Here is a 2,498-nt window from a genome sequence, read left to right on the forward strand (position 1 = left end):
TCCTCATCCTTCACGCCGTGCTGATACGACTGGATAATCCGACAGGCGAGGTCCTGGCGCTGCGGATCCGAGGTGATCTGCTTCACCGAGACGACGTGATCGAAGACCCTTTGGCAGAGGGCCACTTCGGCTTCATTCAAAACGCTCTGGGTTTGGAATACTTGGGACGGGATCATAACGCCCTTACTCCCCGATGCTAAGGTAGGGCGGGAATGCAAAGGTTCAACTTGGCAGATGTCTTGAGGCGTCGGGCCGTGCGGAGCGTCGCTTGGGAGCGGACCGGTAAATTGACTCCGCACGACCCAACAGCGGATCGTAAGAGGAAGGCATTACGCGAACTGAACTAACTGGCTTTCTCCCGCGATCCGGTGAGTTAACCTCATTGTCCCAATGTGGTTCCGGTACGATGCCGGACAAAAAAAGCCCCGGCGAAACGGGGCAAGTCTTGACAACGGATCGCATAGGAGGAACACCCGTGCTTTCCTGTTACTTCAACGATAGAGAAACTGACTTAGTTCCACTACCGCGTTGGACATGGTTTAACTCAGCTTGGCAAGTGTTATTTGCTTCGCCAGGGAGGTTCCGACTGGATACGCAGCAACATTGCTAAAACCTCCCTGGCGTCCTCTCGACAAGGATGAAGAAAATCTAGCTCGAATCTTACTAGGAAAAAGACGGACTTAGGTCGGGCTTCGGGCGCCGTGGTTTGTAGTGCAGTTCAAGTAACATGCCGGCAAAAACCCCGCATTCTCGCGGGGCATCTTGTACAATCCTTGCCGCCAGCAGGGGGTCGCGACAATGTAGAACAGGATGACATGGTTCTGAAGATGGTCAATTAGCTCTAACTTGCTAATCTGGCTGCGGAATCCATTCCGTTACTCGCACCAGTCATTTCGCTGGCCCGGGGTCCACGTCCGAGCAAAATCCTTCCTGCAGCAGCGAACGACTGTGCATAGGCGTCCGTTTTGCGCTATCGTCGTGCCATGCGGTTACAACCAATTCTCTTGCTCCTTTGACAATCGACGAATGGACGAACACCGTGAAACTACACGCGAAGGCGATAGACAAAATCAATGGGGGGGGGGCAGGTCTGCGAAGGCCCCTGTTTAGATCATCGACTACGCGATTTCCGTGTCCGGATAACGGCAATTAAGGAACTTAGGGCGCCAACAACTTTCCAGAATCATCCTTTTCGCCGCCCGTGAGACACGACGCCGACTGGCCCGTCTATCCGCACCTCGCGAAGGAAATCTGGATGTCGAAGAATAAGACCAATGGGTCAGTATCCCATATTGTACCCGATCGGGTAAAGCGGATTACGGCTGTCGTGCGGCACATCCGATCTCTGCGCGCGCATCTCGTCCATCGATGAAGGGAGTTCGAAAGGCAGCCTACCTTCAGCTTTCTTCTTGCCCTCAATTGCGTCGAACAGAGCTGCGTCGCTTGCGCCGAAATTAGCGGGGATGGCAGCAGCGTGCTCGCGAATTCCTGTGAGGATCGCCGGACGCGCCAGATAAATGGAGACAATCGTCGGAACTTGCTTCGCCGTTTCCTTGATCGCCTCGAAGTCAGCATTGCCATCCTTGCACGGCTGGCCATGGGAGTGGCATAAGAGGGTATGATGTCTCTTGATAATAGTTGATAAAGAACCTATTCTATCTCGCTATCAGACGGAGGACCGCATGATCAGCGCCGAACTAGGAAAACAGCTCGAAAGCTATATCCAGCAACTCGTCGATACTGGGCGCTATGGCTCGAAAAGCGAAGTCCTGCGTGAAGGTGTGCGACTAATCCAGGACCGCGAGACCCGGCTCGCCGCGCTGGACGCCTCCATCATGCGCGGCATTGCCGATGCGGACGCCGGTCGAACGAAGCCGGCGAGCGATGTTTTCGACCGTCTCGACGCCAAATACCGTGCGATGGCTGACAATGCCGAAAAATCGGCATGATGCTTGAGTTCTCAAGCGAGGCGGAAAACGACCTTGAGCAAATTGCCGATTATATCGCTGAGAACAATCCGCTGCGCGCCCTGTCATTTATCCGGGAGCTGCGGAGCAAATGTGTGGATCTCGTCGATAGTCCGAACAGCTTCGCCCTCATCCCTCGCTACGAGCACCATGGTATTCGTCGTCGTGTTCATGGCAACTACCTGATCTTCTACCGCGTCGAAACCGCGAAGGTAGTCATCATCCATATCTTGCATGGCGCCACCGACTATGGCGCCATCCTCTTTGGCGAATGATTTGAATGTACCGATCTTGGGGCTACCTCGCACACTAAAGGCGAACTGAGCGGCTACTCTGTGCGTCTCAGCCTCATCGTAAAGATAAACATCCCACAATCGTTTTTGCAGTTGAAGGGATTAGAACTCGCGGCCCTCATTTAATGCCGGGACCACCTGGCCGAAAATTCAGCGAGTTAGAAGCGAGATCATTGGTGATTTCCGCCTAAGAGTTCAGCGCATTATTGAGGTCATGCAATCCGACCATCAGCATCAT

3 protein-coding genes are annotated in these 2,498 nt (G+C 53.9%); 2 read left to right on the plus strand and 1 reads right to left on the minus strand.

Going from position 1 to position 2,498, the window contains the following annotated elements; all coding sequences use genetic code 11:
- Positions 1 to 1,279: 1,279 nt before the first annotated feature.
- Positions 1,280 to 1,654 (minus strand): glycoside hydrolase family 3 C-terminal domain-containing protein, encoded by a 375-nt coding sequence (locus AC13QO_RS29835; RefSeq protein ID WP_488542756.1) that lies wholly within the window; start codon positions 1,652 to 1,654, stop codon positions 1,280 to 1,282.
- Positions 1,655 to 1,682: 28 nt separating this feature from the next.
- Here AC13QO_RS29835 and AC13QO_RS29840 point away from each other — a divergent pair, with 28 nt between their 5' ends.
- The gene (locus AC13QO_RS29840) at positions 1,683 to 1,949 is read left to right on the plus strand and encodes a type II toxin-antitoxin system ParD family antitoxin (protein ID WP_285194985.1); all 267 of its coding nucleotides are present in this window, start codon (positions 1,683 to 1,685) and stop codon (positions 1,947 to 1,949) included.
- Entirely contained in the window at positions 1,946 to 2,242 is a 297-nt protein-coding gene (locus tag AC13QO_RS29845; protein WP_488542755.1) for a type II toxin-antitoxin system RelE/ParE family toxin, read from the plus strand. The genes AC13QO_RS29840 and AC13QO_RS29845 overlap by 4 nt, the downstream gene beginning before the upstream one ends.
- Positions 2,243 to 2,498 lie beyond the last annotated feature (256 nt).

It is taken from the genome of Rhizobium sp. CNPSo 3670 (assembly GCF_057784555.1).

Bases quoted from the DNA above. Each gene is read 5' to 3' on its own strand.
- AC13QO_RS29840 (WP_285194985.1), top strand. From the start codon at position 1,683: ATGATCAGCGCCGAACTAGGAAAACAGCTCGAAAGCTATATCCAGCAA.
- AC13QO_RS29845 (WP_488542755.1), top strand. From the start codon at position 1,946: ATGATGCTTGAGTTCTCAAGCGAGGCGGAAAACGACCTTGAGCAAATT.